Origin of the sequence: Nostoc sp. DedQUE09, from assembly GCF_034530915.1 — a bacterium.
Classification (GTDB): domain Bacteria; phylum Cyanobacteriota; class Cyanobacteriia; order Cyanobacteriales; family Nostocaceae; genus Nostoc.
In genome coordinates, this window is sequence record NZ_JAVRCE010000089.1 from 1 (window position 1) to 26,407 (window position 26,407).

Below are 26,407 nucleotides of genomic sequence, written 5' to 3' on the forward strand. Positions count from 1 at the left end.
GCATTATGCTGCGTCGTCTAACCTCCTAAAGATTTACTTTATAAATGGTCTCTTAACTCTAACTTTCACATAATTTATCATCCATCTTGAGAAACACGGTGTAATGTTCTCTCTCCCATTATTACGTGCCTTGGATTATCAACCAATCCTGTATCCAGTAACATTACACCAAAAAGTATCGCCCATCCCAGAGCGCATTGTATTGTTGCCTCAGAAACATTTGAGTATTCTGCCAGTGCTTGGGAGCGTGCTTTTGGCTCGCTAAACAGCATCCATATAGAGGCAAGGTCTGTTGCAATGTCACCTGATGTAATGTCGCCCCAATCAATGATACCTGCGATCGCACCGTTCTTGACAAGGATATTGCGTGGGTGAAGGTCTCCATGTAACCATTTCGCTTCAACGTCAACAGGCGTGGTTAAAGCTCTATTCCAAATGTCTCTGAGCTTTTGAGTAATCAGATTAGTTTTTGTTTGGAGCCGTTGCATTCGTTCTTCCACAGAAGCTGCACGCTGTGTCAGTGGTACACCGCGTACTGGATTTTGTGGCGCATTCAATGGCGCAGGGGTATGCAATGAGCGTAGGAATGAAGCAAAAAATTTGGACTGATTTGCATGGGGTTCTTCTTGATCGGCAGGTATACCAACTAGCCACGGTAATACGCTCCATCGCCAAGGGTAGCTTTGTCCTGGCTTGCCTATTCTATAAGGAGTTGGAACAGGTATAGTCAGTTGAGGAGCCAGTACTGGAAGCCAGGTTTGCTCATTTTCGATCAATGTCGCTGCTGCTTTTCGACGTGGAAGCCTTACAGATAATTGCTCCCCCAGCCGAAATATTACATTGTCCCAACCAGCATCAACAAGATGAATCGGCAGGTGCATCAAATCTGGATGCTGATCTGATAACAGACTGTAGACAAGGGTTATATCTATTTCGACATCTGATACTGGTGTTCCTATTGAACTCGATTTTTCCTCTGACACCTTGCCTCCTTGACTTAGATTCACAAATGGAGAGATTATATTTCATGCAGAGAAACTGTATTTTCAGAAATGAGTAAGGTAGCCACCATCAACTGCTAAAACTTGACCCGTAATGTAAGATGCGGCTGGAGAAGCAAAGAACACAACTGCACCTGCAATTTCTTCTGGAGATCCCCAACGGCCAAGAGAAGTTCGCTTTTTCAACCATTGGGCGACTTTTAGATCGGCAACCACATCTGCATTGCTCTGTGTTGCGAAAAAACCGGGAGCAACTGCATTGACGGTAATTCCAAAAACCCCAAGTTCAGCAGCAAGGGTACGAGTTAGGGCTTCAAGTCCTCCTTTAGCTGTTGTATAAACTGCATCGCCTGCATCGGCAAGTTGTCCCGCGATCGATGTGATGTTGATGATTCGACCATTACCCTTGTGTATCATTAGTTTTGCCGCTTCTCGTGACAAATTGAATGGTGCAATCAAATCAGCATTGATTAATCGGCGCACTGCATCCATTTCAAACTCGAACAATCCACGACGATCGCGCATTCCCACATTATTAACGAGAATATCTAAACAGGCGTGCTTTTCTTGAATCTCTATAAATGCGTTTTGAACCGCAACTTCGTCTGTCACATCAAACGGCAATGGAAAAACAAAACCGCCGCTTGCCTCAATAACTGCAACTGCTTGATTAAGACGTTCCAGGTTTCGCCCATTAACGATCACACGCGCACCAGCTTTAGCAAGTGATTAGGCAATTTCTAGCCCTAGTCCCCCTCCAGCTCCAGTTACTAAAGCAATTTTTCCAGTTAATGAAAACTCTGATAACGTCACAACATTTACTTTCCACAATTATATTGAGCCAAGATACCAATAGGTTGACAACAGAGTTTTAATAATAGAAATGCCCTCACCAGAGGGCAAAGGACTATGCGACGCCCTTAGAAAAAAAGAACGCTCACGATAAAATTGAAATTTTGGATTTATAACGGCTTTTATACTACACATAGTATATCGAAATACCGAAGTTTACAATCCCGATAAATAACAAAACCTTGCTATTGGATGAGGTTTCGATTTCTTTTAAAGCGTCAGCGTGGCGAAAGGGTCATTGCGCCTCATTGAGATTGAACCGGAGAGTTACCAAATATGAGACACTAAGCATGAATACAATTTCATATGAACACTCATTTGTGAAAAAAGTGCTAATAAATTTTAATTGTCAACTGTCTAATTGTTGCTATTTATGCTGAAATAAGGAAAACTTATCGTTTTCAGGGCAATGCAAAATAGTACAAATTTAAGCATCGATTGTGTAGACAAGCTTAAGGTACTGGCAGATGAAACCCGTTTGGCAGTTTTACAACTTTTGATTGACAGTCCGAAGCGAGTAGGAGAGATGAATGCGATTTTGCATTTGGAGCAAAGTCTGCTCTCTCATCATTTACAGGTTTTGCGTCGAGCCAAATTGGTTGTGCGGGAGCGAGATGGCAAAGCATTTCTCTATCGTCTTGCCCCTCAAGTTGAAGTAGCTACAGACAAGGCTTTAAACCTTGGCTGTTGTGTTCTCTCGTTCAACTAAAAGCTGGAATATCTAAAGGTAGAAGATGAAACATTCCCAAATTTCGGCGATCGCAATAGGATTAGTCACAAGCATTTGGTTGCAAGGTTGTTCTCAACCTCCGCAAGCAGTCACAAATGATGCAAATAAACTACAAGGAAAATTGGTACTTACTGGTTCAAGTACAGTTGCACCATTAGCAGCAGAAATTGGCAAAAAGTTTGAATCGCAACATTCCGGTGTGCGAGTTGATGTGCAATCAGGCGGTTCTTCTCGCGGGATTACAGATGCTCGTCAAGGTGTAGCTAATGTTGGCATGGTTTCCCGTGCCTTAAAGCCTGACGAAAAAGATTTAAAAGCCTTTTCCATCGCTCGTGATGGAGTAACGGTGATTCTCCATCAGGAAAATCCCGTGCAATCTTTAACTGGCAAGCAAATTGTAGATATTTACACAGGCAAGGTGAATAACTGGAAACAGCTAGGGGGTAAGGATGGAGCAATTACAGTTGTTAATAAAGCCGAAGGACGTTCTACCCTGGAATTGTTTACCCACTACTTCAAGCTAAAAAATACTGACATCAAAGCACAAGTAGTGATTGGTGATAATGAGCAAGGAATTAAAACTGTAGCCGGAAACCCGAATGCTATTGGCTATGTTTCCATTGGCTCGGCAGAAAATAGCGCCGCCAATAAAGTACCAATCAAATTGCTAGCTGTAAACGGTGTAGCAGCAACAACAGTTAATGTACAAAACGGCAGCTTTCCTATTTCTCGACCGCTTAACTTGGTTACAAAAACCGAACCCCAAGGGCTGGCTAAAGAATTTATAGACTTTGCACAATCGCAGCAGGTAAGTGACATTGTTAAAAAGCAAAACTTTGTCTCCATCGCCCAATGATATTTGGTTAATTTGGATACTACGAGGTTTGGCAACAATCGCCGGAGCGATCGCACTTTTAATTGTTGTTTTTCTACTTACCGAATCCTTACCAATCTTCAGTCGTATAGCACTATCTCGCTTCTTTACCGACTCCTCTTGGAACCCCACAGCAGGTTTATATAATCTCTCACCCATGTTGCTGGGTACTTTCTTGGCAATGGTCGGTGCAGTGCTAATTGCTACTCCTATAGGCATTTTATCTGCTGTCTTTTGCCAATTCTATGCCCCGCCAATGGTAGCTCAACTCTATCGCCGCCTGATTGAATTATTAGCGGGGATTCCTTCTGTAGTGTATGGCTTTTGGGGATTAGTCGTGCTGGTTCCTTTGATTGGAAAAATTCATCCACCAGGGCCAAGCCTCTTAGCAGGAATAGCAATTCTGGCGGTGATGATTCTGCCAACAGTCGCCCTTGTAGCCGATGCTAGCCTCGAAAAAGTTCCCACCTCTTACATTCAAGGTGCTGCTGCACTAGGGTTATCACGTTGGACAACAATCTGCACAGTAGTTTTTGCATCAGCCAAATCAGGGTTATTCACAGGCTTAATTTTAGGGACAGGTCGTGCCATTGGTGAAACAATGGCAATTTTGATGGTATGCGGCAATGTGGTACAGACCCCAAAAAGCTTATTTGACCCCATCCGCACACTCACGGCCAATATTGCTTTAGAAATGGCGTATGCCACAGAGGATCACCGTAGTGCGCTCTTTGTCAGTGGTTTGATATTGATGGGAATGATTGTGGTCTTAGTGGCGATCGCTGAAGTTATCAGTCAAGGCAAATGGCAGAGATAAAACAAAGCAAAGACAATCGTATCACTCTTAGAGAGTGGCTAGCAACAAGCTTAGTTTGGGCAACAGCCGCCTTCGTTACCGCCATCTTTTTATGGATAGTTAGCGATATCCTCTGGCACGGTATGGGATATTTATCTTGGGAATTTTTGATTAGTGAACCAGAAAATGCGGGTAGAGAAGGAGGAATTGCCAGTATTCTCGTTTCCACCGTTTTGATTATTGGTGTATGTATGACGGTTTGCTTGCCCGTTGGTGTTGGTACAGCAGTTTTACTAGCAGAATTTACTCCTAGTGATAGTTGGTTCGCTAGATTAGTACGCCGCAGTCTAGATGTACTTGCTGGTGTACCTTCGATTGTCTTCGGGTTGTTTGGTAATGTCTTGTTTTGCAAAGTTTTAGGATTGGGGTTTTCTATTCTTTCAGGCGGACTCACACTGGCGTGTATGGTGCTACCAATCTTGATTCGCTCTACAGAGGAAGGATTTTTAGCGGTTCCAAATGAGTACAGATTAGGAGCCGCCGCTCTTGGCTTTTCGCGCACTACGACAATATTTCAGATATTGTTACCTGCTGCTATTCCTGGTTTAGTTGTGGGATTTGTGCTTGGTGTTGGTCGGGCTATTGCGGAAACTGCGGCTTTAATTTTTACTAGCGGTTACGTAGACCGAATGCCACAATCACTCCTCGATTCTGGGCGTACCCTTTCGGTTCATATTTTTGATCTCTCAATGAACATTTCAGGAGGAGATAAGAGTGCTTATGCTAGTGCATCGGTTTTGCTATTACTACTGCTGTTGATTAATGGCACAGCAGCGTGGATTGCACGACGTTGGTTACACAGCAGAGTTATTTCTGGATGAGGACTGGTAGATATAGAGGAGGACATCTTGGCAGTTACTGAACCGTTGATTCAAATTGAGAACTTAACTCTGCAATACGCACAAAAAACTGCCCTTGCTAATGTCAACTTAACTGTCAATGCCGGAGAAATTTTGGCTTTGGTTGGGCCTTCTGGTTGTGGAAAAACTAGCTTGCTCAGTTGCCTCAATCGCCTCAGCGATATGATTCCCAAGTGTCGAGTTCAGGGAAAAATCCGCATTGGTAGTCTAGAAGTGGTAAATTCCAAAATCAATGTCATCGCCTTGCGGCGTCAAGTCGGCATGATTTTTCAAAAACCCAATCCCTTTCCTTTCTCAATATGGCAGAATTTGGAATTACCTTTGCGAGAGCATGGCATCCGCGATCGCCACCAAATTGATACAATTATCGAAACCAGCCTCCAAGATGTAGGGCTATGGGACGAAGTAAAAGACCGTCTGCAATCTTCAGCTTTAGCTCTTTCTGGTGGGCAGCAGCAACGTTTGTGCATAGCTAGAGCCTTGGCTTTACAGCCAGAAGTCTTACTACTGGATGAACCTTGTAGCGCCCTCGATCCTATTTCCAGCAACGTTGTTGAAGATTTAATTATCAGTTTGCGCCAGCGTTATACTGTGTTAATTGTTACTCACAATCTGGCTCAAGCCAAGAGAATTGCAGATCGAGTCGCTTTATTTTGGGTACAAGACGGCATTGGACAACTGATTGAATCAGGTACTGTAGAGCAGGTTTTTAATCATCCTCAACATCCTCTAACAGTTGCTTATGTAACTGGTGCCAGGGGTTAAATCCATAACTGGTAAGAAAGCTCACTGGTGATACCGTTGCAAGCACGGCAAAACTTCCGAAGTACCAGATAATACATATATTTCAAGTAAAACTACTGCTCTACGAAGGTTTCAGGTTAAGCGATCGCGTTGCAAAAAAAATGGATAAAGCCGAACTGAGGCATTAGCTGATAATACAGGTATTGCTGTTAACAGCATATCTAATGTGAACAATCCAATGAAGTTTATTGTTTGCATATTTAAAAAAGTTTTTGCTAGTTTAACAGAGATACTTACCCCAATGGGATGACAATAGGTATCAAACTAATTTGAAAAGTAGATATTGCTACAATCGTGTAAAATGAGACACATTGCAATGCTTGTTAATTTATTTGCAATAATTTCTAATATTCTGTAAAAGTTTTATTGGCGAACCTGATAACTCTTGGGTAGTTTTAACAAATGTACCCAGATATGCTGTGGGTAAAAAATTAGTGCAGCAATAAGTTTATATATCATCCAATACTTGTCGGGTTTTGGGGATAAGGGGCGGGGGGAAGGGGAAAGAAAAAACCTTTAACCTTTACCCTTTAACCTTTTCCCCAAACCCAATGCCGAGTTGAAAATGCACAAACCGAGCAGTATTGATATATCATCTATTGCCACATTTATTTTGAGGGGATTTGATTTCATTTTTGTCTTATTCCCTCCATAACTAGCAACTTGAGTTAGATTTAAATTTTGAAATACCCTAAAGGGTTTTATTTTAAAATTGGAAATTTTGTATTGCTTATGAAACGGCGATCATACATGCTTCTAGGATTTTTCCTCAGCGTTCTTTTAACTATTGTGCCAATGCCTGGCAATTTCACTAATGCTGCCACACCAGCAGCAGTTACACCGGTCTCTGCTCTCTCATTCACCCAAGGAGTGCAGAAAACAGTATTGGACAACGGCCTAACGGTGCTAACGAAGGAAGTCCATACTGCTCCAGTAGTGAGCGTACAAGTTTGGTATAAAGTTGGTTCACGTAACGAGGTTAAGGGAGAGAGTGGCATTTCTCACCAGCTAGAACATTTAATGTTCAAGGGTACAACTGCCCGTCCAGTGCAGTTTGGAAGGTTATTTAGTGCCTTGGGTAGCCAATTCAATGCTTTTACTAGTTATGACGAAACAGCTTACTTTGGCACAGTGCAACAAGACAAACTCGAAGCACTGCTGACACTGGAAGCCGATCGCATGGAAAACTCCTTAATTGGGCCTGAACAACTCACCAGTGAAAAGCGGGTGGTGATCTCCGAGTTACAGGGATACGAAAATTCACCAGGCTATCGTCTAAGTCGGGAAGTGATGCGAGCTGCTTTCCCGAATCGAGCCTATGGCTTATCGGTGGGAGGCACAAAAGCAGATGTAGAGAAATTCACCGTGGAGCAGGTGCGGAATTATTACCAAACCTACTACAGCCCAGAAAATGCCACGTTGGTAATTACCGGGGATTTTGCCACAGAACCTGCACTCAAAGTTGTGAAAGAAACTTTTGGTAAGTTATCGCAACGAGCAAAAAAGAATACGGTAGTCAATAATGCCAGGAGAGCAATTGATAGTTTCTCGGTATCTTCTTCCATTGCTGACGCTTCCCCGTCTACCCCTGTTGCGAGAAAAGCACCGATTGTCCTCAAGCAACCTGGAAGTGCAGCACTATTGCAAGCGGTATATCCTCTGCCTGATATCAAACATCCTGATGTTCCGGCAATTGATTTGATGGATGCCATTCTTACAGGTGGACGTAGTTCTCGGCTTTATCAAGCTTTAGTGGAATCTGGACTCGCGAGTTCAGTAAGCGGTAGTGCTGCTGAACTCATCGAACCGGGTTGGTATGAGATTAATGCTACGGCTGCTCCCGGTCAAGAGTTGGGTAAAATTGCCCAGGTAATCCAGGAATCTTTAGCAAAGTTGCAACAGCAGCCAGTTACCTTAGAAGAGTTGAAGCGGGCGAAGACGCAACTGCAAGCCTCGTATATTTTGGGAAACCAAGATATCACGAGTCAAGCTAATCAACTGGGATATAATCAAACGATCGCAGGGGATTATCGTTTTATTGAAAGGTATCTGGCTGCGATCGCGAAAGTGACTCCTGCTCAAGTCCAGAAAGCAGCGAAAACTTATCTCAATCCGGCTCAACAAACCATCGGTTTCTTTGAGCCAACTCAACCAGATGGCAAACCAGGAACTTCCAGCGCTGGCTCTGGACGCACGGTGGAAAATTTCAGTCCTGGTAAGCCTGTAGATCCAGCAGAACTAGCAAAATATTTGCCACCTGCTACATCAGAGACAGATTCTAATAAACAATCGCTGCCAGAAGAGTTTACCTTAAAGAATGGTTTGAAGGTTCTGCTGTTGAGCGATCGCAATCTTCCCACTATTAACCTGAGTGGACAAATTGACGCTGGTGCTGAATTTGATGGCAATCAAAAAGCTGGATTAGCGAATCTAACTGCAAGCAACTTAATGAATGGGACGCAGACTAAAAATGCTCTCACCCTAGCAAAAACCTTAGAAGACCTGGGAGCCGGTTTGAGCTTCAGTGCCAGCCGTGAGGGAGTTAATGTCAGCGGTGAAGGACTTTCAGCAAATTTGCCAATATTGATTCAAACTCTGGCAGATGTGTTAGAAAACGCCACTTTCCCCGCCGATCAGTTGGAACTGAGTCGCCAAAGGGCATTGACAAGTCTGAAAGTCCAACTGGATGATCCTAGAGGTTTGGGAAGGCAAGTATTCCAACAGGCGATTTACCCTGAAAATCATCCATTCCACAGCTTTCCCACAGCCGAGAGTTTAAAGACTATTACTCGTGATGATTTGCTTGGTTTCTACCAGACACACTACCGACCGGATACCACGACGATCGCAATAGTTGGAGACTTTGATTCAGTTAAGGTAAAAGCTTTGCTAAATCAGGTATTTGGTAAATGGCAAGCCACAGGCAAGCCACCCGTTCTCAAAATACCAACCGTACCATTACCGCAAACTTTGACACAACTAAACAAAGTAATTCCCGGTAAAGCTGAGGCTGTCACATACATCGGCTACAACGGCATCTCTCGAAAAGATCCACGTTATTATGCGGCATTGGTGCTAAATCAAATTTTGGGTGGTGATACCTTAGCCAGCCGCTTGGGTACGGAAGTGCGCGATCGCCAAGGTTTAACCTACGGTATATATAGTGGTTTTGCCGCCGGCATCAATCCTGGGCCGTTCTTGATTCAAATGCAAACTGCTCCTCTTGATGCCCAAAAAGCGATCGCCAGTACTCTCGCTTTACTTAAACAGTTGCGCGAACAAGGAGTAACTGAGGCTGAATTCAACACAGCAAAACGCTCAATTACCAATAGCTACCCCGTGGATTTAGCTAACCCTAGTAGTGTATCAAGTATCATTTTGGATAATGCTGTCTTTGGGCTTTCACGCTCAGAAATTCGAGAGTTTCCTCAGCGGATTCAAGCAGTCACTATGGCTAATATGCAACAGGCAATTGAAGATTTAATTAAGCCAGAAAATCTAGTGATTGTCACCGCCGGTCCTGGAGATAGTGTAACCAAGGGTAGCTAATTATTTCAGATATAGCTAAGTGCTGAGTGTTGAGTGCTGAGTGCTGAGTGCTGAGTGTTGAGTGCTGAGTGTTGAGTGCTGAGTGTTGAGTAAAAATCCAGTTTTTTCAAGACTCTTATCGATTGGTAAAAAGCGCAATAACAAAATCCCCGACTTCTCTAAAAAGTCGGGGATTTCATTGTTTACGAATGATTTAGGATGGCTAATATAGCTAAGTGCTGAGTGCTGTTAGCGGTAGCGGGGCGTTTAGCCTGTGCTGAGTGCTGAGTAAAAATCCAGTTTTTTCAAGACTTTGAGCAATCAACACTGTCCTAATCTGTGTGACTACGGCTAGATCACCTTTTGCCCCCTGCTCCCCTGCCGCCTTCAAATTGAATAAGATGGGAAGGACTTTGCATCCTTTGGCTTCACATACACTCGTTGTAGGGGTTCTAACTCTAAGTCATTAAAGCGATCGCGTGTTAAATGCGCCATCACTACTTGCCCATCATCGAAAGTTAATTCTACCTGAATTTCCCAACCCAAATGTATCAAACGGCTCACTGTCGCAGCCGTAGTCGTACCGTTAGCAACTTTTTCCAAAATCACATCTTGCGGACGCAAAAACACTTGTGGGTGTGGCGCATCAAATCCGCTACTTTGAAAAATCTTGGAGTTGCTGGGTAACACATTCACCGGGCCTATAAAGCTCATCACAAATGCGGTGGCAGGATTATCGTAAATTTCAGATGGTGTCCCCACCTGTTCCACACGCCCTTTATTCATCACCACAACCTCATCGGAAACTTCCATTGCTTCTTCTTGGTCATGGGTGACGAAAACTGTGGTAACATGAACCTCATCATGGAGGCGGCGTAACCATGCCCGTAAGTCTTTGCGAACTTTAGCATCAAGCGCGCCAAAGGGTTCATCTAGCAATAAAACTTCCGGTTCTACTGCCAAAGCCCTGGCTAAAGCTACCCGTTGTCTTTGACCACCAGAAAGTTGTGATGGATAGCGATCGCCTAATCCATTCAATTGCACCAATTCGAGTAACTGTTCTACCCGTCCCTTAATCCTCTTTGGCTGTGCCTTACGGATTTCTAAGCCAAAGGCAATATTTTGCCTGACGGTCAAATGCTTAAATAGGGCATAGTGCTGAAATACAAAGCCAATATTGCGTTGCTGCACGCTTTGGTATGTAGCATCCTTACCAGTAAGCAGAATTTTGCCGCTATCTGGCATTTCTAAACCTGAAATTAACCGTAATAGTGTAGATTTACCCGAACCCGACGGCCCAAGCAATGCAACTAGCGAACCACTCTTAATTTCCAGGCTAACCTCATCAACTGCCTTGAAACTCCCGAATTGTTTGGAGACATTCTCAACTACTATGCCCACTGCTGCTATACCTCTGCAACTAAATCTACAGATCCTTGGTAGGATTACTGTGTCCTACATATACCATACATAGTTATTTATAGATGAACAAGATTTAGGTTTTACTTTTCAGTTCGCATAAATGCCCCATGCCAACTTACCTAGTTCGCAACAATTGCACAAAGGTATTACTCACCGTATTGTCTTTAGTATCCGCCGCATATTGAATCAAATCTTCTCGCAGTTCTTTGGCTGCATCTAAAGGAAGTAAGGTTGCTAGCAAGAAATAAACACCACGAAAACGCGGATCGCCCATTCTATCAACTAATATTCCTTCGGCGGCATCAGTTTCGCCCAGAAAGTTTTGCACTAAGAAGAAATCCATGATTTTATCGTGGCGGAAGTACCATTCTTTCTTCGCTTCGCCTTTTTCATCTTGCCACTGACGGCTGACTACCATTTTGTATTTGTCGTCTTCTAAAGACATGGCAACTTGGTGAAATTCATCGGCGGGTAAGGCTTGTTTATCTTCGAGTCGCATTCGGTAGACGGCGGCGGAAAATCTTTTGAGCGGAAATTCTTGTTTCCATTCTTGCTGGTATTCTGCCGCCATCAGGTTGTATTGCTGTTCTTGCAGACGAAATAAGTTTGGCTGTTTACCTTGTGATAGCATCAGGGCTACCACAGTTAGATCCATTGGATTGGAAAGAATTCGGCGGACAGCATCTAACTCTTCTTTCGGTTGCTGGTTATTGAGGACTTCTGTTAAATAATTGGTGCAAGCTTGGGCATAATCAGCACCTTGAATTTTGGCATCTTGGGGGAGTCGCGGCTGACGGGAGATCAAAAACTCTTGAATTTGTTGTTGTTCAAGGGGCTGCAAGTAGTAGGCTTTGGCTGTTGAGGGGGGTGTCCACTCTAGGGGCTGGGTAGTCATGATAATATTGCCCCGGAAATAGCTTTCGACAAACTGGCAGATTTTGGCGCGGGTTTCGGCGGTGACTTCGTTAAGTCCGTCGATGCAGATATCTATGGCGCCACTGTAAATCAGGTTTTTCAGGAAGCCGGCATCTTGGGCTTGGCCGTGTAGCTTGTCTTGGATGGCTTCAATTACGCCTTTATGACATTTCTGGGCGGGGAGATAAACGACGATGCGCTGGGAGTTTTTCAAGAGATGACGGAGAAACATCGACTTGCCTAAGCCGGAATCTCCTTCTAAGATAATTTGTCCTTGAATACTGGGTAAGGCTGCGGTAATTGGCTGGATGTCTCCTGAAGTGGGAACTTTGACTTTAGATTCAGGAAAGTATGATTGGTCATGAAAATTATCTAACCCAGCATCGGCTAATAGAGAAGGTTTGAAGGGTTCAAATAATTTACGGCGGAAGGGGGGAAACCAGGTGAGGAGAAAGCCGACATAGCCCACGCCTAAGATTCTGCGTACCCAAGGGTTCCAGAAGAAGATGGCTTGGATTTGGGGAAATTTGGGGTAGGCGAAGATGAGGGCAAGCCAAAAGGCGGCGTGAGTGAGGATGGTAATTCTGGCTTTGAGAAACAACTGCCAATATTCCACATTATTGATGACTCGTTGCACCGTATCTGATTCTTTGTACTTGCCTTCATTGAGATTTTTATGGTGACTTTGAAGTAAGTTAATGTTGGTTGCTTTCCAAGAAACCATATCAGCAACGACAGCAATCTTTTGTGCTAGTTCTCTTTGCAGTTCTGGCAGAGAATCACAATGTTTCCAGGCTTTCTCGAAAACTTGCATTGTGTTCACTCCCTGGTCATAGTTCGGTTTTTCTGACCGCATTTTAGGCTTACCAACCCATTGGATAAGAGTTTCTACTTCTGGTTTACCACCTGCCAAAAAATGAGCTACAAACCTGAGTTGACCAATCTCAGAGGGATAATAGTGAACTGAATATAGAACTTGCACAACAACTGGCAAATCTTGTTGCCCTAGTTTGATGAGTGCCTCTGCTGCTGCATTACGGACATCAGAGTCAGAATCTGTGAGGAGTTTGGCAACTTGTGGCAAAGGCTACTTTAATTTCTTGGATATCTGCTGGGGTAAGGGAGCCTGTAATGTTTTGGTAAGCCATTGTTTATTTACTGTGGTGAATCTGTTTGTTATGATTCCCACTGGTAAATGCGATCACACAGTATTTTAAGGAAGGGGGAGTAGGGAAATTAACTTCTCTGGTGTACACACAAGTCGAATTACCCCCCTTAATCCCCCCTTGGAAAGCAGGGCTGTTTCATTCCCCAAAGAGCTTTAAAAATCAAGGGTTCTAGCAATTAAAAATTAGTTATTTTGTTACTAGCGTGCCGATGAAACCAACTATTTTACTGATATTTCAGTGCTTAAATATTCATCTCTTCGTCACGCTTACTTACAATTTTCTTGCTAACCATCTTGACAAATCCTGTTTGAAATGGAATGAATCAGCCCTGCCTTTGCAAGGGGAGGGTTAGGGTGGGGTAAAACCCTGGTTAATCAGCTATTTCAGACTTGTGTGTACACCGTAGGCTTGCGGGGAGGGGAGACGAAGCGTAGCTTTGGCGGGGTGGGGTTCTTCGGATTTAATAAGTAATCAAGCGAACATGATATCACTAGTAGTAGTGCGATCGCTCCTTTCAAATTCTTCGCACTTAAATTACAATGTGTAGGCGCAGCCCGCACTTCTCTACGAGACGCTGCGCGTAGCTTGCTTCCACGTTTGCGTAGCGTGCCGTAGGCAAGTGGTACGACAAAGCTACTTCGACTGCGCTCAGTACAAGTCAGTGACCACCGCAGGCATCGCCATAAATCATTCCGTATAGACTTGGAAAGATTTTTAGATTTGTTGTAGCCAAAGATGGCATAAATAGTTACTTCCCATCCTCTAGTATTAATGTCGACTCAGCAGTACGCCCAAATTCTTCTGGCGCATATTGCAAGTGAACTTCTGCACCAGGCCAAGAAAATGTCCCAGGTGTCACAGAACGGACTAAGTAATGGAGGGTATAAACTCCTGGTTCTAAGTGGTCGGCATAGGCGATAATGCGATCGCGGTACACATTCTTAAACCCAAGTTCCCAGCTATCGGCTTTTGCTTGTAATGCAGCGGTAGCAGTTTGAAAACTCGCATCCACCGCCTCAAAACCTGATGGTAGGGGATCTTTTATCACCAGATGATCCACTGGATGATCGGCGATGATTTCTAAACCAGTATCAAACACCTGTCCAGAGGCTAAAGTCAAGGGTTTATCGAAAGCATAAAGACCTGTTTTTTGTAAAACTTTCTCTTTATTTACTTGACTAATTTCTCGTGTTATGCGTAGTCCGTTAAATCTGCCTGGTTGATTTCCTTGCAAGCGATAATTGTAAGCAACCAGATAGTGCAAAGTGCCATTACCTGATTTTTGGAGCGTTAAATCTTGACGCCCACGAGGTAATAGATTCATCGGCAGAATTAGTTGTAAGCTAGGATTTTTGTAACCTTCAAAACGATTTTCTCCTAACTTATTACCAGCTAATTCTACTGTGGCAACAAAATTAGGTGGCGTGGGTTGCAGTTGGCTATATTCTACCAAAGCTGTTAAGGCTTGGGCATTATTATAGTTAGTTTGCCATGTGCCATTGCGTCGCAATGCGAGAAGACTTTGGAATAACTTATTTATAACTTCGGGTTTACTTTGTTTGGCAATAAACAAGCGTAAAGCTTGCGCTTGCGTTGTGGTAGATGAACTCATCCATCCCCAACTAGTTGGTAAACTCACAACTGCTGTGCGACCAGTTTCATAGATATTCTGTTGCAGTTTGTTCACTAATTGCTGAGATTCATCTTGCCATTCTGGGAATTGAGATAAGTATCGCGCTAGTTTAATTTGAGTTGCTACATCAAAGCTATTGCGCTGTTCATAAATATCTGCGAGAAAAGTATTGCGTTTGTCTCCCAATTCTGCTAAGGAGATTAAAACATTAAGTTGCAGTTGCCTTTTACAGAGTAGTTGTTTGCAAAAGTCGTATCCTCCGGGGTTTGCTAGAACTTTTTGTAAATAAGCTTTCACGCGAGACACCATTGCAGAATCGACTAAATTAGGGAACACCTGACTGGCTTTAGCCAAAGATTCACCCGTATAGGAAGAAACCCAAGGGTCAGATTTTTCTTGTCCGGGGAAAGTAGCAAAACCACCATCGGCTATTTGGAGTTTTTGTAGTTTTTCAATTGCTTGATTAGCTTGTTGGCTAGGATTAAATTCTGCAAAGTTTTGGCCATATTTTTGGGCGATAGTTTGCAGATTTGCCGCAATTATTAACTGACTCGCCGCCGGTTCTGTAAATGGTAAATCATTATCTTCTACAGCCTGTTTTGCTGGTGCTTTAATTTCTGGAATCAAAGTACTCGCCAATTGAATATTTAAACCTCCTGCATCAGGGAAGGTATTTTTATCAACATTCAGGGGAATTTTTACCTGTTTTTCAGTGACACCAGATTCAACAACTTGTTCTGTAATTTCAATTGGCTTAATTTCCAAAGGTACTTCAAAAGCATCTGCGGCTGTACCATTTAGCTGAGTCGTAAAGCGAACTTTACCAGTTCCCACACTATCAGCCACCATTGGAAAGCGATAAGCACGAGTTGCAGATTCAGCTTTGGTTTGCAAAGCTGTAGTTGTGGGGTTTTTGTCAGCAAACTTCACATTACCGTTAAGTTCGCCATTAATTGAGAGATTTCCTGTATTTCCGGTGTTGTTTGTGACAGATAAACCAGCAAGGATGCGATCGCCTGGACGGGCAAACTGTGGCAAGATGGCATTAGTTAGCAGTGGCTTGGTGCTGATAAACGTCGCGTCCCCATTCCCGAAACGCAAATTGCCATCGGTGGCGACAGCCATCACTCGCCATGTAGTTAAGTCATCCGGTAGTTTAAAGGTTATCTGTGCATTACCATTTGCATCGGTGAGGACAGAACCGTTGTAGTAAGCTAAGGCTTGAAAATCGGTGCGAGTGCGAGTATTTGCTGCACCAGTTGAGAAACCACCGCCATAACCCCAACCTTTGGGTTTAGCTACATCTTGTGCTTGTAATATGACATCTGGTCGATTATCGCTAAAGCGCGTAGAAATTGGCTGTTCTGCATAAACTGTATCTACCAAATCTGGCGGACGATAACCAGAAAGTTGTAACACCGCCTCGTTTACCACCATGACTGTAAACTGTCCTTTGGTGGGGTTTCCTTGATTATCCTTCAATTCTAGCTGTACCGTTTCTTCTGCACCAGGTTCTAATGATGCTTGCACTGGCTTAACTTGCAGTTTTAAATACTTATCTTCTAAATTAACTTTAAAAGGTGTAAAACCAATCTTCACCAAGTTATCTAAACTTCCGGCTTCCACTTGGTTTATGGGTTTTCCTTGTCTTACTAACACAACTTCAATGGCTGCATTTGGCAGCATTTCTGGCGTAACTTGAAACTGAATTTGTGGTGCGCCTCCCTGAACTTTGATAATCTGCTGATAAAGGGGTTTATCTTTAATCACAGCAAAGTACAATTCTGCATCTGCATAGGGAGACTGAATTAGGGCAGTAGCAGTTTCACCAGGTTTAAACTCTTTTTTATCTAATTTAACTTCTAAGACATCTTCCTCTCTAGAACCCCAAAATACCGGATTTTCTCCAGTTGCCCAAATTTGTAAATCAGTGGCACTTAATTCACCTTTAGCATCGCTAAAATTAACTCTAATCCGATATGAAGCGGATTCCGGTGCTGTTAAATTTACCGATTGTGGACTACTTGCAGATGTAATTTCTGCTTGTCCCACTGTTTTATATTCAACTTGATTTTTTGGAGTTCGGCTACCTTCTACCAACTGCGTAACGCTGCTATATTTAATCTGTTGTAATTCCAAACGCACTCGTTGACCTATGATTGCTTTTCCTGTAGGGTCAGTAACAATCACTTCAACAGGGAAAGGCTTACCAGCATCAGCGATGAAATTACTTTTTAGTCCAATGAGGCGATTACTCGGTAAGGCTGTAAATGTTTTGGAATTCGCTACCGACAGATTAGAAACATCTGCAACTTGCACATCTACTTGGTAAGTCATCGGATATGGTAAATCATTAGCCACATTTACAGTTTGACTACTTTTACCATTAGTATCTAATTGGGCATTAGTTTGCAATACATCACTAGATGTAGTAGGGGTTTCCTCCGGCCATAACCATTGCCTACCAAAAGTAAATCCTTCCCAACCTTTAGGCACAAAATCAGTCTGCTGGCGAGTGATAAAATATTTTGCTTCTCCCCCTTCTACAGGCGCGCCAAACAAATAATTGCTTGTAGCATTAATATTAATTTTCTCGTCAATATATGCAAATTCTTTATCTAAGTTAAGTTCGACTTTAAAGTTGGGTGGTTTAAACTCAGCTACCCGAAATTCTCCAGAAATTTCTTGCCCATTTTTACCTTTCGCCTGGATTGTATAGTAGCCTAAGCGCTGGGTAGTTTTGATTGGCAGTTCCAGAGAGAAACTGCCAAATTCATTTGTGGTTTGCGTACCTAAGCTGGTTTTTTGCCCATCAGGATTTACCAAAGTTAATTGGTAAGCAGCATTTTTATCTTGCTGAATTACACCATTTTGTAAATAGTCCGCAAAACCAGTTAACCAAGCTTTTTCTCCTGGTTGATATAACTGTCTATCCGAGAAAATTATCCCGCGCGATTGTGGCTTTTTATCTTGCCAACCCGCATCAATACCATAGCCATAAACACCGCTATATTCTTCAGTTCTAGTGAATGCCCAATCTTGATTTTCGCGGGCAATTACTAATAATTGTGGTGATTTGCTAGAGCTTTCATTCCCAGAATAACATTGTTGTAATCCTTCACGAGCAATTCTAAAAATTCCATTGTCATCAGTTTTACCTATTGCACAAGGTACTGGTTCTGGACGAGATTTTGCTTGTAATTTTGATTGATAAATTTCAACAGCAGCCGCTTGAACTGGCGAACCATCTGTAAGATGATTGACACGAATTAAGCCTGACTCAGGAAACCACTGAGTAAATATGCCCAAATTCGTCAATTCAACCATGCCATAAGTCGTAGGTTCGCGCCACAGTTCTTTACCATTGTCCTGATATTTATTAGTACGGGCTTGCACTCCATAAGCTAACATTCCCGTAGTAGAATTTATTTTTTCCCGCAGAGGAACAGCAATATCAACTGATTGATTTTTCTTACCAGATACCTTAAAGCTTTGCCATTCAGTAGGTTGTGGTAATAACTCACTACTATTATCAAAATAAACTAAATCTGTTGGTTGAACTACTCGATAAGCGGCTTTATATTTAGATTCTGGCAGATTTCCCGTAGTAATATTTAGCTGCAAGTCTTTACTTGTGGGGAAAATATTCAAATCTGATGGTACCCAGATATCCCCGGCTAAATCTCCAGTGTCATATTTAAGTGTGACAGGTTTACCTAAAGTCTGCCCAAACTTATCTTTGAGATTTTCGCCGATAGTAATTGTATAAGTCTTGGCGGGTTCTAGCGCATAAGGATTGATGCCGACAATTCTATCTTCATCATTAACTTGCAGAATTCTCGAAATCTCTTTTGGTGCTGGATTAATAGTAATGTTTTCTTTAGCTGAATCTGCTAATAAAATGTTATTAAATTCTAGCTGTGGACTGCCTTTAATAAATCTTCCAAAAGTTCCCCCTGCATCTGGCTGTCCGTAAAAGTTAATTTTCTGAAATGCCAAAGGCGAATAAGTTGCTAACTTAGTGGCAAATTCTTTCGCTGTAGGTAGATTGCCATAAGCAGGACGTATGCCTGGAGAAAATATTAGCCGATAACTGGTTGCTTTTTCCAGATTTTGTTGTGGAATGAGATTATAAATCCAATTGCGTGCTGAAGGGTCAAATTTTTCTAAAGGAACTTCTTCATTTTTTAATGGTTTTTCTTCTTTGTTTAACTCAACTTTAAAACCTATACCTTTATTTTTACCTTCGGCAACTAATTGTAAATGTTCTTGTACAGAAGCTAAATCCAATTCGACGTTGGAAGTAAACTGTAACTTTTGTTGTAAATCAACTGGTTCGATATCAGCCTTTTCAATGGGATTTACACCGGGTAAATTAGTCAGGTTGATAGATTCGGTATTAAAAGTCCAAGGTAAATCTTTGTCTAAGCGATGATTTTTTAAATCAGCTAAACCTGTTTTGAGGGTAACTTGAAATCTTGTCGCTATTGGCAATGCTTTCTCGGCTTGAAAACCCACCATGCGCGGTGTTAAAAAGCGAAATTGACCGGGTAAAGGCGGCCATAGGGCAAATTTTTGTAATATTTTTTGCTGTTCTGGACTATCAAGACTTTCAACTGGGATTAAAGCTTCTTTAAAACGGATGCGGATTTGGTTAAGAGATTTTGCATCCCCAATGGGACTAATTTGTTCAATCCAGTCTGGTAGTTTAGGCGGGGTGAGTGCGGATACTGCTGGGAGTTGTTCTTTACTTGAGTTGATACCAAAAAAATTACACCCTGCCATCCCTAATATAAATGTAAAGAGAAAGATAAACTGTATTGTTCTCTTCCGACTTGAAGAACGCCCAATTTTTTTTAAGGAACTGCTAATAACCCTAAGAACGCGATAGGTTATTCTATGTTGGAAACGCAGTAAAACTCTGATAATCATTTTTCTAGTAATTAAAAATAAAAAATTTACACACTATAGCAAATAAAAACTTGCATTACCTGATGGAGCAGGAAATGCCAACATTAATAAAGGACGCAAGATAACTAGTTATTTTTACACAAGCTGCGGATGTAACGTCTGTTTATTTACATAGATAACTAATCTAGTGTTATTGTTCCAAAAATGACTACAATTCTTAACTATAAAGAAGTATTTAAATTTCGCAAACATTAATTTACATCTGCTGAGTTAGTAAAAATTAATTATTAAAGATTTGAAATATTTACTGATGTTGATGTAATCGCTGCGTCAAGATTAAGGTAGGTTTTCTTGGACAGGGGATTCCCTGATGAAAGTAATATCACGATCGCTACTCAAACTTAAGCCCACTAGTAAAGTTATCCTAGCTGTGCTGCTAATCTGTCTGCTGGTACGCTTACTCCCTTATTTTGCGCCCATTCGGGCCGCAGATATTGCCCAACATCAGTTGGCAATGCAATTTAGCGATCGCAATGGTTTACCATTAGGAACATTGCTCACCCGTGATCAAGAGCATACATCAGTAGTACCACTAAATCAGGTTTCGCCCCAGTTTATCCACGCTATTTTAGCCGCCGAAGATGGCAGCTTTTATCATCATGGGGCGTTGGATATGAAAGCTGTTATCCGCGCCAGCAAAGAAGCCATCCACGCGAAACGAATTGTTTCCGGCGCTTCCACAATTACTATGCAGTTGGCGCGGATGTTACAACCAGTCCCGCGTACTCTGTCAGGTAAAATGCAAGAGATTTGGCTATCTTGGCGGTTAGTAGCAGGGATGAACAAAGATGAAATTCTCTCTGCATACATCAATCGGCTACCAATGGGCGGGAATATATATGGTGTGGAAGCAGCCGCACAGACTTATTTTTCCATTCCAGCTAGTGAGTTGAATCTTGCTCAAGCTAGTTTGTTAGCTGCTATTCCCAATAATCCCACATACTTTAATCCTTATGAACATTGGGAACGGCTGAAGCAGCGGCAAAAATACGTTCTTAATCGGATGGTACAGGAAAAGTATATTAGTGAGGCGATGGCTGCGCCAACGTCTGCGACGAACGCAACCCGAACACATACCGAAAAGGTTGTGTTTCAGTCTCGCCAAGGGGGAATTATCGCTGCACCACACTTTTTATTTTGGTTAGCCAATCAGTTTGATAAAACGCAAACAGAACAAAACTCCCCCATCAGCACGACTATCAATCGCCCTTTGCAGCAGTTTGTAGAAGCACAAGTACAGCAGGTAATTTCTTCCCTAGCCGCTAACAACGTCCATGATGCAGCTGCGTTGGTGATTGATAACCACACTGGTGAAGTTTTGGCTTATGTCGGTTCACCTGATTACTTTAATGAAGTTAAACTGGGACGCAATGATGGAGTGCAAGCACTACGTCAACCAGGATCTACCCTCAAGCCTTTTGTTTATGAACTAGCTTTAGAAAAAGGTTTAATTCGCCCAAATACCATTTTGGCAGATGTACCCGCCCATTATGCAATTCCCGGCGCGAAACTTTACAGCCCCACAGATTACACCGAAAGATTTCTTGGCCCTGTACGGGTGCGAATCGCTTTAGCAAATTCTTTAAATGTACCTGCAATAAAGGTGTTAGAAAAAGTTGGTGTGGAAACTTTCTTAGAACGGCTGCATCAACTGGGATTTGAACACCTCAATCAAACTCCAGAACATTATGGTTTGGGTTTGACTCTAGGTAGTGGCGAAGTCAGTCTTTGGGAATTAGCCCGTGCTTACCTGACCATAGCACGACAAGGAGATGCTACCCCAATAGTCAGCACATTTTCCAATTCCCCAATTCAAAAGACGCTCTCTACGAGACGCTACGCGAACGCAGACTCGCTAACGCTACGCTATCCCAAATCTCAAATCTCAAATCCGACAATATGGCAATTAATCACCAATATACTCAGTGACAGCTATGCTCGTGCAACAGCATTTGGTGTAGACTCGGTGTTAAATTTACCCTTTCCTGCTGCTGTTAAAACTGGCACTTCTTCCAATTTTCGTGATACTTGGACAGTTGGCTTCACTACAGATTACACCGTCGCTACTTGGGTAGGCAATTTCAACGGTGAGCCGATGCGACAGGTTTCAGGTGTGACAGGCGCAGCACCCTTATGGAATCGAATTATGTTACATCTGCACGAACATCAAGAACCAGCAGCTTTTCCATCTCCAGAAGGTTTAGTGCAATTACCTGTTTGTGCAATTTCTGGATTACGGCCCACCCCAGATTGTACCTCAGTGGTGCAGGAATATTTCTATCCTGAAGATAAAAGTAATTACGAACGTGAGAATCAATTCAATTTGCCACCAGAGTATGATGAATGGTTGGCAAAACAACAGCAGTCAAATTTTACTTCTACCAATTTGAGAATTTTATCTCCGCATCATGGCGATTTGTTTTTAGTTTATCCTGGTGAAGAAGCGCAGCAAAAACTTGAATTTAAGCTAGCGGGAAATAAATCTGCACCAGTAGAGTGGTGGTTAAATGGCGAAAAGTTAGATACAAATTCAGCTAATTCTTTATTTTGGAATTTACGTCCTGGTAAGTGGACTTTAGAAGCGAGAAGCGGGGAAATGAGCGACAAAGTAACTTTTCAGGTAGAGTTAGCTAATGTTAAACCTACGCGTCGAGGATTTTCTATTAATACTACAACATCCAAGCAAAAAGTTGAAAACTTCCCCTTGTGAACTCCAAGCTTCACTCTTAAGGCAAATTTTTGCCACAGTGTACTAGTGCAATTGCAGACTCTCGTAGGTGAGTTCCGCGTTTGCCCAGTTGGTTTCTGCCAGAAATTCCCTAAATGTGGTCAGAAGTCCAGGAAATTCCTGTTCTCGTAAACACTGGACATCGGCTTGATAACCTTGTTTGCGATACCACTGAATCAAATCGAATAGTTCCTTTTGCAGCAGGAGTAAGAAAATCCAGGCGGGTGTCTCTTTATGGATAACTTTTATCCCCTGCGCTTGGGAAAATGCCTCTGCCATCTGAAGAGGAGTCAACATATCGCCAGCTAACTCAATTTCTTGACCAATATACTTAGTGGGATGTTTAATTACGTAGGCAGCAACGCGGCCCATGTCCTTGGTTGTAATTAGATGAAGGGGCTTGTATGACTGAATGGAAAATGGGAAACTACCTTTAAGGATGGAAGGTCGCGTGTACTTCTTCCAAAACTCCTCCATAAACAAGCAAGCTCGCAACATGGTAGTCGGTAAGCCAGCTGCTTTGAGAATTTTCTCTACTTGGTACTTTTGCTCAATGCGGGGGATTCCTGAATTCCTGTCTGCCCCACCTGCGGAATTGTAGACAAAGTGTTTGATGTGAGCTTGTTTTGCAACTTCTGCAACTCGCTTTGCCCTCTCCACCTCTAGGGGGTCAATTTTAGGAGAGTCAGCAGAAGTAGCATGGCAGTAAACAGCCGAAATTCCTGCAAATGCTGCTATGAGGGAAGTTTCATCGTCGAGGTTAGCTTTTACCAGTTCAACTTTGGCATCGTTGAGCTTTGCAAGAGTTGGACGATTAAGGTTAATTTCTCTAGTAATGACTCGCAGGTTGGTAACTCCCTGTTCGAGAAATCCCTTGACGACATTTCCACCTGTGCCGCCAGTAACTCCGATGAGTAAGACTTTATCGGTGTTTGACTCTGTGCGATCAGGGAAATTTGACATTCTCTCTTCTACCTGGAGTTCTTTATTTAAATTAAGTTTATACAAAGACGGCAGAAGCAAACAATAATTGAAAAAGAATTCAGAATTCAGCAGCAAAGCCAAAGACGCTTTGCCTCCGGTCAGAATCAATGAGTGAGGGATTCAGATCCGCTACTCAATTGAGGCTTTAGACCCTAGTTTTCGGTAGTTAACCTCAGAAAAACTCTGACAGAAACTAGATGCTTGTGTTTTGTTTTGACATTATACTTTGTTTGTATTCGTTATCTCAAAAGGGTACATACAAACAGTGCTTGAGCAGCAACCTAATGTAGGCAGTACAACCTTATTTGAACAGTTGTGGGGTTTGACAAACGAACTTTGCCAAAAACTAGAAGCTCGTTTTCAGTTACATCCAGACCCTTCTGTAGAAAATTTACAGCAATACAGCAGTCTCGATGGCAACATGAAAGGTTCGCTGACTGCTTTTTCTGGGGAAGAAATTGACTGGCTAGTGCATTCGTGGTTGGGAAACCCGGAAAAATCAAACTTTAGCACTATGCGTCTCACTACTTGGTTGAAGTCCCATATCCAAGTTCCTCATTTGGCCTTTGAGTTTGGCACACTTCCAAATGGAAATATTTTATTTTATATAGATTACATTGCCCGAACTGAGCTTATAACCGATTTGGCATATCTCGATCGCTACTATGAGCCAGTTAATCAAACATTCTTAAAGTTACAGGAAGATTCACGGCTCAAGGTATTTATCAGCAAAAGTCTGTATCTTCGATTATTTCAATCGCCTGTTAAATTGTGCTACACAGGCGCACCTACTTTTGAAACTCTGGAGCTAACTCGCACACTTGCACACGAAACACTCGATCGCTGGTTAACTTGGGTAGATGCAGCTGAACCTGTGCCAGAAGATGCACGGGAGGCTTTAGCTGCTCGTGATTTAGCGCTGCGCCGTAATGGTGCTGAACGCGATCCAGGTAATAAATTTGTCGTACAGATACTTGGATCTGAGTTGGCAGATAAAATTGTGCGATCGCTCTGGGGTGGCGATCGGATTCTCTAAATTAGTCATTTGTCATTTGTCATTGGTCATTTGTCATTTGTTATGGCTCTCAATTTTCCATGTCCACTAATTTAGAATCGTACTGCGCTTTAGAATCGCAAGTTACCTGTTATGCAATCAACCTTCACTTGCGATCGCCAATCACACTTTTACCCCGCTAATACTATGCTGGAAAGAGAAGTAAACTGCAAACACTTCCTGCAAACACAGCAAACCACCATTGAGCGCTTAACCAAACTGCGGATGGTTTAAATTTGGGAATGGAAATTGGGAATTGGGGATTGGCAAGTAATAACAAATGACAAATGACAAATGACAAATGACAAATGACAAAACCAATAGAAGTCCGCAATCCCCGAACTGGCAAATTTGATTACGTAATTATCCCGCCGCCTCCAAGGCTGGTGGTACAGCAATGTAAGCGGACGCGCCGGGCACAAGTTCGCTGGCAGAAATTGGGTTTAGAGGGGAGAATTGAAGCTTTACAGCAGTGGAAAGATGCGATAATATCTGGACGCGATCGCCTCACGGAAGCTTTGGTAAATGATACCGGAAGATTGTCAACCTCGATATTAGAAATTGATTCTTTCCTCTCCAGCATTGATCGCTGGTGTCGGTTAGCACCGGAATTGCTGCAAGAATCGGCAAAAAATACAGCCATTCCCTTTATTGCCTTACAACAAACATCTGTTCCTTATCCCTTAGTTGGGGTAATTAGCCCGTGGAATTTTCCACTGTCACTGTCTACTGTTGATACCATTCCGGCATTGTTGGCAGGTTGTGCTGTCATTGTCAAACCCAGTGAAATCACTCCCCGCTTCGTAGCACCACTGATTACAGCACTCAATACCGTTCCCAAACTACACGAGGTATTAACTTTTGTCGAAGGAGCAGGCGCAACCGGATCTACTTTAATTGAAAATGTAGATTTGGTATGCTTTACAGGCAGTGTAGCCACAGGGAGAAAAGTTGCACAGGCGGCTGCAAAACAGTTTATTCCAGCTTTTTTGGAATTAGGAGGAAAAGATCCTGCGATCATTTTAGAATCAGCCAACTTAGAATTAGCAACCTCAGCAATATTGTGGAGTTCCGTCGTCAACACCGGACAGTCATGCCTCTCAATTGAGCGAATTTATGTTGCAGACTCTATATTTGAAAAGTTTTACCATCAACTAGTAGCCAAAGCACATCGCCTTGAGCTAGCCTATCCCACACTCGAAAGTGGAGAAATTGGCCCAATCATCGCCGAAAGACAAGCAGCCGTTATTAGCGATCATCTTCTAGATGCAGTGGAAAAAGGAGCAGTAATTCACTGCGGTGGTGTAATCGAGGATTTAGGTGGGGGTTGGTGGTGTCGTCCAACAGTGCTTACCCAAGTTAATCATTCCATGAAAGTCATGACCGAAGAGACTTTTGGCCCGATTATGCCAGTTATGCCTTTTTCTACATTAGGTGAAGCAGTCTCTTTAGCCAATGACTCAATCTATGGATTGAGTGCTGCTGTATTTGCCTCAGAAACAGAAGCCTTAGAAGTTGCTTACCAGATAGATGCAGGTGCTATTAGTATCAACGATGCTGGACTCACCGCCATCATGCATGAGGGGGAGAAAAACGCCTTCAAATTCTCCGGTTTGGGACAGCCACGCATGGGTGCAGCAGCGCTAAAACGGTTCATGCGAAAAAAAGCTATTTTGATTAAAACCAACTCAACGAGTGACCCCTGGTGGTTTGAGAATGGGGAGTAACCAATCAATACTTTTCGGATAAATCCAACAATCTCTCTTTTGGTCTGGGTAAAGGTTAATGGGTTTGCGGGTAAAGGTAAATATCAAACCCTTTCCCTTTCCCCTTTCCCCCTTAACCGAAAAGTATTGAGTAACCAATGCCATCATCACTATGTAACTCATTTGCTTAACCAACGGCGATCGCTTCTGACACAGTTTCGTCTACGATAACCAAAGCACCTGGAAGAACTTTCATAGTTTTGGTTCAGAACACGAGGTCATTCGTTCAGAACACGAGGTCATTCGTTCAGAACACGAGG

At 42.7% G+C, this 26,407-nt stretch carries 14 protein-coding genes and 3 pseudogenes; 10 read left to right on the forward strand and 7 right to left on the reverse strand.

Going from position 1 to position 26,407, the window contains the following annotated elements; all coding sequences use genetic code 11:
• Window positions 1–77 precede the first annotated feature (77 nt).
• Together RMY27_RS32685 and RMY27_RS32690 are read right to left on the reverse strand one after the other, a co-directional pair.
• Window positions 78–1,007: an aminoglycoside phosphotransferase family protein gene (locus tag RMY27_RS32685; protein WP_322668960.1), complete on the reverse strand. Its 930-nt coding sequence runs from the start codon at window positions 1,005–1,007 to the stop codon at window positions 78–80.
• Window positions 1,008–1,046: 39 nt separating this feature from the next.
• Window positions 1,047–1,715: pseudogene (locus RMY27_RS32690) on the reverse strand (SDR family oxidoreductase); the annotation flags it as partial.
• A gap of 547 nt (window positions 1,716–2,262) precedes the next feature.
• Between RMY27_RS32690 and RMY27_RS32695 the strand changes: the two are divergent.
• Genes RMY27_RS32695 through RMY27_RS32715 form a run of 5 tightly spaced genes read left to right on the forward strand, consistent with a single transcriptional unit; the run spans window position 2,263 to window position 5,938 of the window.
• Window positions 2,263–2,562, forward strand: a complete 300-nt coding sequence (locus tag RMY27_RS32695; RefSeq protein WP_322668961.1) for a metalloregulator ArsR/SmtB family transcription factor — start codon at window positions 2,263–2,265, stop codon at window positions 2,560–2,562.
• Between the two features lie 25 nt (window positions 2,563–2,587).
• Entirely contained in the window at window positions 2,588–3,439 is an 852-nt protein-coding gene (locus RMY27_RS32700; RefSeq protein ID WP_322668962.1) for a phosphate ABC transporter substrate-binding protein, read from the forward strand.
• Complete coding sequence (gene pstC / locus RMY27_RS32705) at window positions 3,396–4,274, forward strand: phosphate ABC transporter permease subunit PstC (RefSeq protein ID WP_322668963.1); 879 nt, start codon at window positions 3,396–3,398, stop codon at window positions 4,272–4,274. The genes RMY27_RS32700 and pstC overlap by 44 nt, the downstream gene beginning before the upstream one ends.
• Window positions 4,262–5,134 carry a phosphate ABC transporter permease PstA gene (pstA, locus tag RMY27_RS32710; RefSeq protein ID WP_322668964.1) on the forward strand — a complete coding sequence of 291 codons (873 nt, stop codon included), beginning with the start codon at window positions 4,262–4,264 and terminating at the stop codon, window positions 5,132–5,134. Before pstC ends, pstA begins: the two co-directional genes overlap by 13 nt.
• Before the next feature lie 27 nt (window positions 5,135–5,161).
• Window positions 5,162–5,938: a phosphate ABC transporter ATP-binding protein gene (locus RMY27_RS32715; protein WP_322668965.1), complete on the forward strand. Its 777-nt coding sequence runs from the start codon at window positions 5,162–5,164 to the stop codon at window positions 5,936–5,938.
• 111 nt (window positions 5,939–6,049) lie between these two features.
• Here RMY27_RS32715 and RMY27_RS32720 read toward each other — a convergent pair whose 3' ends face one another.
• Window positions 6,050–6,175, reverse strand: a complete 126-nt coding sequence (locus tag RMY27_RS32720; protein WP_322668966.1) for a hypothetical protein — start codon at window positions 6,173–6,175, stop codon at window positions 6,050–6,052.
• Window positions 6,176–6,709: 534 nt separating this feature from the next.
• On the opposite strand from RMY27_RS32720, the gene RMY27_RS32725 reads away from it, so the two are divergent.
• Window positions 6,710–9,526 (forward strand): pitrilysin family protein, encoded by a 2,817-nt coding sequence (locus RMY27_RS32725; protein WP_322668967.1) that lies wholly within the window; start codon window positions 6,710–6,712, stop codon window positions 9,524–9,526.
• A gap of 366 nt (window positions 9,527–9,892) precedes the next feature.
• Here RMY27_RS32725 and RMY27_RS32730 read toward each other — a convergent pair whose 3' ends face one another.
• The 3 genes and pseudogenes from RMY27_RS32730 to RMY27_RS32740 all read right to left on the reverse strand — a co-directional run bounded on the left by RMY27_RS32730 (window position 9,893) and on the right by RMY27_RS32740 (window position 19,429).
• Window positions 9,893–10,906 (reverse strand): sulfate/molybdate ABC transporter ATP-binding protein, encoded by a 1,014-nt coding sequence (locus tag RMY27_RS32730; protein WP_322668968.1) that lies wholly within the window; start codon window positions 10,904–10,906, stop codon window positions 9,893–9,895.
• A 136-nt stretch (window positions 10,907–11,042) separates the two neighbouring features.
• Window positions 11,043–12,917, reverse strand: a pseudogene (locus RMY27_RS32735) (NACHT domain-containing protein); the annotation flags it as partial.
• Window positions 12,918–13,759: 842 nt separating this feature from the next.
• Entirely contained in the window at window positions 13,760–19,429 is a 5,670-nt protein-coding gene (locus RMY27_RS32740; RefSeq protein WP_322668969.1) for an alpha-2-macroglobulin, read from the reverse strand.
• A 496-nt stretch (window positions 19,430–19,925) separates the two neighbouring features.
• Between RMY27_RS32740 and pbpC the strand changes: the two genes are divergently transcribed.
• On the forward strand, window positions 19,926–22,325 hold the full coding sequence (gene pbpC, locus RMY27_RS32745) for a penicillin-binding protein 1C (RefSeq protein WP_322668970.1): 2,400 nt from the start codon (window positions 19,926–19,928) through the stop codon (window positions 22,323–22,325).
• 42 nt (window positions 22,326–22,367) lie between these two features.
• On the opposite strand, the gene RMY27_RS32750 is transcribed toward pbpC, so the two are convergent.
• A complete protein-coding gene (locus RMY27_RS32750) occupies window positions 22,368–23,306 on the reverse strand; it encodes an NmrA family NAD(P)-binding protein (RefSeq protein WP_322668971.1) in 939 nt (312 codons plus the stop codon).
• A 286-nt stretch (window positions 23,307–23,592) separates the two neighbouring features.
• On the opposite strand from RMY27_RS32750, the gene RMY27_RS32755 reads away from it, so the two are divergent.
• The 3 genes and pseudogenes from RMY27_RS32755 to RMY27_RS32765 all read left to right on the forward strand — a co-directional run bounded on the left by RMY27_RS32755 (window position 23,593) and on the right by RMY27_RS32765 (window position 26,108).
• Window positions 23,593–24,363 carry a red chlorophyll catabolite reductase gene (locus RMY27_RS32755; RefSeq protein ID WP_322668972.1) on the forward strand — a complete coding sequence of 257 codons (771 nt, stop codon included), beginning with the start codon at window positions 23,593–23,595 and terminating at the stop codon, window positions 24,361–24,363.
• 138 nt (window positions 24,364–24,501) lie between these two features.
• Window positions 24,502–24,615, forward strand: a pseudogene (locus RMY27_RS32760) (nitrilase); the annotation flags it as partial.
• A 74-nt stretch (window positions 24,616–24,689) separates the two neighbouring features.
• Window positions 24,690–26,108: an aldehyde dehydrogenase family protein gene (locus RMY27_RS32765; RefSeq protein ID WP_322668974.1), complete on the forward strand. Its 1,419-nt coding sequence runs from the start codon at window positions 24,690–24,692 to the stop codon at window positions 26,106–26,108.
• The last annotated feature ends 299 nt before the right edge of the window (window positions 26,109–26,407 follow it).